We start from the raw sequence: 6,202 nt of genomic DNA, 5'->3' as shown, positions 1-6,202 counted from the left end.
CGTGACGCTGCGCGATCTCGATCCGGCAGGGGCAGGGAGCGGCAACAGCCTGTTCTCGATGGTCCAGATGCTGTCCATGAGCCTCGGCGTGACGGTGGCCGGGGCGCTGCTCGCGACCTTCACGACCCATTTCGCCGGGGGAATCGCCGGTTCGGCGGTTCCGGCCTTCCAGGCGACCTTCGTGGCCATCGGCGTCATCACCAGCGCCTCGGCCTGGATCTTCTGGCATCTCGATCCCGGGGTCTCGGGCGGGGGCAGGGCGGTGCAGTCCGTCGAGGCTGGCTGAGGGCGCGGAGCCTCCCCATATCCCGGTCGGCGCGACGGGGTAGGCAAGGCCTGCCCGATCGTGTAGAGACGCCCATTCTTTCGAGCCAAGGACAATTGCGCGGCCATGCAGTCCGTCATTCTCGTCGTTCACCTGATGATCGTGCTTGCACTGATCGTCGTGGTCCTCCTCCAGCGCTCCGAAGGCGGCGGCCTCGGCATGGGCGGCGGCGGCGGCAACTTCATGTCCTCGCGCGGCTCGGGCAACGTCCTGACACGGGCGACGGCGATCCTGGCCACGGGCTTCTTCATCACCTCCATCTCGCTGGCCTATCTGGCGACGCAGGCCCGCGGGCCGCGCTCGCTGCTCGACCAGCCGGCGACCACGGCCCCGGCGACGCCGGGGGTTCCGGCGGCTCCGGCCTCGCCGCAGGTGCCGCAGTCCGGCGGCGGACAGGGTGGCACCGGCGTGCTCGAGGGCCTGCGCGGCCTGTCCCAGCCGCCGGCTGCGCCCGCAGCCCCGGCGCCGCGGCCGTAAGCGCCGACGTTTAAATTGGGGACGGGCCGCACAAGTCCGTCTCCGCCCATTGCAAGCCGGCCGTGCCGACGGCAAGCACGATTATCCGAAACAGGGCCGGGAAACCGGCCCTTCTCTTTTTGGGGGACAAGACGCGGCGCGTCTTTCGTCCTGCTGTTCGAATCGGTCGATGCGCCTTAAGGAAGAAGCCCCATGACGCGGTATATCTTCATCACCGGCGGCGTGGTCTCGTCCCTGGGCAAGGGTCTGGCCTCGGCGGCCCTCGGCTCCCTCCTGCAGGCGCGTGGCTATACGGTCCGCCTGCGCAAGCTCGACCCCTATCTCAACGTCGATCCGGGAACGATGAGCCCGACGCAGCACGGCGAGGTCTTCGTCACCGACGACGGCGCCGAGACCGATCTCGACCTCGGTCATTACGAGCGCTTCACCGGCCGCCCCTGCACCCGTGCCGACAACATCACCACCGGCCGCATCTACCAGGACATCATCACCAAGGAGCGGCGCGGCGACTATCTCGGCGCCACCATCCAGGTGATCCCGCACGTCACGGACGCCATCAAGGATTTCGTGCGGACCGGCAACGAGGGCTTCGACTTCGTCCTCGTCGAGATCGGCGGTACGGTGGGCGACATCGAGGGGCTGCCCTTCTTCGAGGCGATCCGCCAGCTCGGCAACGAACTGCCCGAGGGCGACAGCATCTATGTCCACCTGACGCTGCTGCCCTACATCGCCTCGGCGGGCGAGTTGAAGACCAAGCCGACCCAGCACTCGGTGCAGGAGCTGCGCTCCATCGGCATCGCGCCGGACATCCTGCTCTGCCGCTGCGACCGGCCGATCCCGGAGGGCGAACGCAAGAAGCTGGCGCTGTTCTGCAACGTCCGGCCCTCGGCGGTGGTCGAGGCGCGCGATGCCGGCTCCATCTACGACGTGCCGCTCGCCTATCATCAGGCCGGCCTCGACGACGAGGTGCTGCGCGCCTTCGGCATCGAAGTCGTCGGCGAGCCGGACATGCGGCGCTGGGACGACGTGTCGGCGCGGGTTCATAATCCCGAGGGCGAGGTCAACATCGCCATCGTCGGCAAGTACACGGGCCTGAAGGACGCCTACAAGTCGCTGATCGAGGCGCTCGCCCATGGCGGCATCGCCAACAAGGTGAAGGTCAATCTCGAGTGGATCGAGAGCGAGGTCTTCGAGCGCGAGGATCCCTCGCCCTATCTGCAGGACGTCCACGGCATCCTCGTGCCGGGCGGCTTCGGCCAGCGCGGCGCCGAGGGCAAGATTCGCGCGGCGCGCTTCGCACGGGAGCGCAAGGTGCCCTATTTCGGCATCTGCTTCGGCATGCAGATGGCGGTGATCGAGGCGGCGCGGAACCTCGCCGGCATTCCGCAGGCCAATTCTACAGAATTCGGCCCGACGCCGGAGCCGGTGGTCGGCCTCCTCACCGAATGGCTGAAGGGCAACGAGTTGCAGAAGCGCACGACGGGCAGCGATCTCGGCGGCACGATGCGGCTCGGCGCCTATACCGCCCATCTGAAGGCGGATTCGCGCATCGCCGCAATCTACCGTTCCGACGTCATCTCCGAGCGTCACCGCCATCGCTACGAGGTCAACCTCGACTATCGCAAGCGGCTGGAGGACAAGGGCCTCGTCTTCACCGGCCTGTCGCCCGACGGCGTGCTGCCCGAGACGATCGAATATCCCGACCATCCCTGGTTTATCGGTGTGCAGTATCACCCGGAGCTGAAGAGCCGGCCCTTCGAGCCGCATCCCCTGTTCCGCTCGTTCATCGAGGCGGCCAAAGCGCAGTCGCGGCTGGTGTGATGAAGCCGGTCGCGGTCGTCGGCTCGGCGGTCATCCTGACGGCCGGTGCCGTCGTCGCCTTCGTCATGCTCACCGGCGGCGACTGTGCGGGCGCTCCGGTCTATCGCAGCGCCCAGGCCTGCATCGCCGGCGGCATAGACGCGGCCCGCTGCGAGGCGCTGATGGGCGAGGCCGATCGCCGCCTGTTACAGAGCGGCCCCGTCTTCGACATGCGCCAGCAATGCGAGGACCGCTACCTTTCCTGCCAGCCCGCGACCGGTTCCACCGGATTCGTGCCGCGCGCCAGCGGCTTCTGTCTGCGGCCGGGGCCACCGGAGGTGGTGGTGCCGGTCTTCGGGCGAGGCTAGCGGGCGGCCCGGACCGCGGCTAGCCTGCAGCGGCAACGGTTTGGGAGGGGTTCGTGGTCATTACGGAATATCTGTCGGGGTTTCCGGCATTCTTGGCGCATTATGTGCTCGCCGTGCTGTTCCTCGTTATCTTCGGCGCCATCTACACGAAGATCACCCATCACAACGAGTTCGCGCTGATCCGGCAGGGCAATACGGCTGCGGCGATCTCGCTGGCCGGCAGCCTGATCGGTTTCTCCCTTCCGCTGGCGGCCTCGGTCGAGTTTTCCGTGTCGATCCTCGACAACACGCTCTGGGCCACCGTCTCGCTGATCGTCCAGATCGCCATCTATTACCTCGCGCGGCTCATCATCGACGATCTGAGCGGGCGGATCGAGCGGCAGGAAATCTCCGCCGGGATCTGGTTGGGTGCGGTCTCGATCACCGGCGGCCAGCTCGCCGCCGCCTCGATGACGACGTGAGGAGGCTCTCATGGCGGATCCAAAGCCTCCCTTCGGCAAACGGCAGATGCGCAATCTTCCCAAGCCGCAGGTGAGGGTGGAGGCTGCGGCGGCCCCGACACAGAAACGCTCGGTGCTGCTCGGTCCCGTCGGCATCGGTACTGCGGCGCTGCTTGGTATCGGTGCCATCACGGCCACCAACGGCTTCGGTCTCGGCGGCACCCGCCCCGACTGCACAGCGAGCCAGATCGCGGTGTCGATCACCCAGTGCGAGGCGATCCAGTCGGGGCCGCAATGCGGTGCGGCCTTCGCCCGCGGCGCCCAGGCCGTCGGACTGACCCGGAGGGGAACGTCGGGGCCTTGGTCCATCGAGACCCTGACCGCGGGGGCGGGGTCGGCCTATCTCACGGCGCTCGGCCAGCCATTCACCGCCCGCAACACCTGCCGGTCCTCGAGTTCCAGCCGCTCGGTGTTCTGGGGCGGCGGCAGCAGCGGTTCGTCCGCCGGCTCCAACACGTCCGGCACGGCCTCAAGCCAGAGCCAGGGCGTCAGCCGTTCCGGCTTCGGCTCGACGGCCCGAAGCTTCTCGAGCTCTTCCAGGGGGGGATGACATGCAGCGGATGGCCATCGCCGAACGGCCCAACTGGCAGGCGCTCGCCGACGAATATGGCTTCGCCTATGCCATGCCGGACGGGCAGCGCTACTGGGACGAGCGGGCCTATTACCGGTTCACCCTGCGCCAGATCGAGGACGACATCGAGGCCGGCACCAGCGAGCTGGTGGCGCTTTGCGGCGAATGGGCGGGCCGCGCCGTGCGCGATGAGGAATATCTGAAGCGCCTCAACATTCCCTCGACCTACTGGGACTGGATCGCGCGGAGCTGGGACCGGCACGACCCGAGCCTCTACGGCCGCTTCGATTTCGTCTACGACGGCAAGAGCCCGCCGAAACTGCTGGAATTCAACGCCGACACGCCGACCTCGCTCTATGAGGCCTCGGTCTTCCAGTGGTACTGGCTGGAGGATCGCATCAAGGCGCGCGTGCTGCCCGCCAATGCCGACCAGTTCAACAGCCTGCACGACAAGCTGATCGCGCGGTTTTCGGCCTGGCCGACGGCCGGGCTCCTGCATATGACGGCCTTTTCCGAGGAGCTCGAAGACCGCAAGAACGTCGAATACATGGCCGAATGCGCCGGCGGTGCCGGCCACCAGGTAGTACTCCTCGACATCGCCTCGATCGGCCTCGACGGCTCGGGGCGCTTCGTCGACGAGGAGAACCGCGAGATCAAGACGCTGTTCAAGCTCTATCCGTGGGAATGGCTGATCCACGAGGAGTTCGGTTCGGCCCTGCCCGGATCGCCCACAGTGTGGATCGAGCCGCCGTGGAAAATGCTGCTGTCGACCAAGGCGATCCTGCCGGAGCTCTGGAAGATGTCGCCCGGCCATCCGAACCTGCTGGAGAGCTACTACGAGGGCGATCCGGCGGCTTCCGCCATCGGGCGCGACTATGTCGCCAAGCCGATCTTCTCCCGCGAGGGTGCCAATGTGGAGATCCGCAAGGGCGGCGTGACGGTGGTGGCCCCCGAGGGTCCCTACGATACCCTGCCGCGGATCATCCAGGCGCTGGCGCCGGACGTGGTGTTCGACGGCATGCGGCCGGTGATCGGCTCCTGGATCATCGACCAGGATCCGGCGGGAATCGGCATTCGCGAGGATGCAGGCCTCGTCACCGGCAACACCTCCTGCTTCATCCCGCACGCCATCGTCGATTGACGGCGGGCGGCGGCCATCCCATCTCGGGTTGATCGGCACATGCGGGTCTGCGAGAACCCGCCCGGGCAGATCAGCCCCGCCGTTGCGGCGCGAGAAGGGACACGGACGTGATTGCAGCTCTCGAACAGGCGACCGTCGATGTCGGCGGCGTGCGCTTCGGCAACCGCCTGCCGCTGACCCTCATCGCCGGCCCCTGCGCGATGGAAAGCCGTGATCACGCCCTGGAGGTGGCTTCGGCCCTGAAGGAGATCACGGCGCGGGTCGGCATCGGCCTCGTCTACAAGTCCTCCTTCGACAAGGCGAACCGCACCTCCGGCAAGTCCTCGCGCGGCATCGGGCTGTCGGCGGCACTGCCGATCTTCGCCGAGGTCAAGGAGCGGCTCGGCCTGCCGGTCCTCACCGACATCCACGAGATCGACCAGTGCGCGCCGGTGGCGGAGGTGGTCGACATCCTGCAGATTCCCGCCTTCCTGTGCCGGCAGACCGATCTTCTGGTGGCGGCAGCCGAGACCGGCCGCGTCGTTAACGTCAAGAAGGGCCAGTTCCTCGCCCCCTGGGACATGGCCAATGTCGCCGCCAAGATCCGCGAGGCCGGCAATCCCGGCGTCATGGTGACCGAGCGCGGTGTCTCCTTCGGCTACAACACGCTCGTCTCCGACATGCGGGCGCTGCCGATCATGGCCGAGACGACGGGGGCTCCGGTCATCTTCGACGCCACCCATTCGGTGCAGCAGCCGGGCGGCAAGGGCTCGTCCTCCGGCGGCCAGCGCGAATTCGTGCCGGTGCTGGCGCGGGCGGCGGTCGCCGTCGGCGTCGCCGGCGTTTTCATCGAGACCCATCCCGACCCGGACAGGGCGCCCTCCGACGGCCCCAACATGGTGCCGCTGAAACAGATGGAAGGGCTTTTGACGATGCTCGTCGCCTTCGACCGGTTGGCCAAGGGGCTGGGATGATCAGGCTGCACGGGCTTCTTGCCGATCGCAAAAGCCCTAGACTGCCGCGGATAATCCGAATCGGACT

Annotated in this window: 8 protein-coding genes; all 8 read left to right on the top strand. The window is 67.4% G+C overall.

Annotated features, from left to right (window positions below):
* Positions 1 to 286: hypothetical protein (locus Q8O26_RS18630; protein WP_371134606.1), on the top strand; the 286-nt coding region annotated here is incomplete at its 5' end.
* A gap of 105 nt (positions 287 to 391) precedes the next feature.
* On the top strand, positions 392 to 802 hold the full coding sequence (gene secG, locus Q8O26_RS18625; RefSeq protein ID WP_305578342.1) for a preprotein translocase subunit SecG: 411 nt from the start codon (positions 392 to 394) through the stop codon (positions 800 to 802).
* Positions 803 to 994: 192 nt separating this feature from the next.
* Entirely contained in the window at positions 995 to 2,623 is a 1,629-nt protein-coding gene (locus Q8O26_RS18620; protein ID WP_305578340.1) for a CTP synthase, read from the top strand.
* Positions 2,623 to 2,970 (top strand): DUF1190 domain-containing protein, encoded by a 348-nt coding sequence (locus Q8O26_RS18615; RefSeq protein ID WP_305578338.1) that lies wholly within the window; start codon positions 2,623 to 2,625, stop codon positions 2,968 to 2,970. The genes Q8O26_RS18620 and Q8O26_RS18615 overlap by 1 nt, the downstream gene beginning before the upstream one ends.
* Positions 2,971 to 3,023: 53 nt before the next feature.
* Positions 3,024 to 3,431 (top strand): DUF350 domain-containing protein, encoded by a 408-nt coding sequence (locus Q8O26_RS18610; RefSeq protein ID WP_305578336.1) that lies wholly within the window; start codon positions 3,024 to 3,026, stop codon positions 3,429 to 3,431.
* Between the two features lie 10 nt (positions 3,432 to 3,441).
* Entirely contained in the window at positions 3,442 to 4,020 is a 579-nt protein-coding gene (locus Q8O26_RS18605; protein ID WP_305578334.1) for a hypothetical protein, read from the top strand.
* Between the two features lies 1 nt (position 4,021).
* Complete coding sequence (locus tag Q8O26_RS18600) at positions 4,022 to 5,182, top strand: glutathionylspermidine synthase family protein (protein ID WP_305578333.1); 1,161 nt, start codon at positions 4,022 to 4,024, stop codon at positions 5,180 to 5,182.
* 107 nt (positions 5,183 to 5,289) lie between these two features.
* Positions 5,290 to 6,135: a 3-deoxy-8-phosphooctulonate synthase gene (gene kdsA, locus Q8O26_RS18595; RefSeq protein WP_305578331.1), complete on the top strand. Its 846-nt coding sequence runs from the start codon at positions 5,290 to 5,292 to the stop codon at positions 6,133 to 6,135.
* Positions 6,136 to 6,202 lie beyond the last annotated feature (67 nt).

It is taken from the genome of Phreatobacter sp. (assembly GCF_030691135.1).
Lineage (GTDB): Bacteria > Pseudomonadota > Alphaproteobacteria > Rhizobiales > Phreatobacteraceae > Phreatobacter.
The sequence above is the reverse complement of the archived record's forward strand: the minus strand, read 5'-3'. Positions and strand labels throughout refer to the sequence as shown.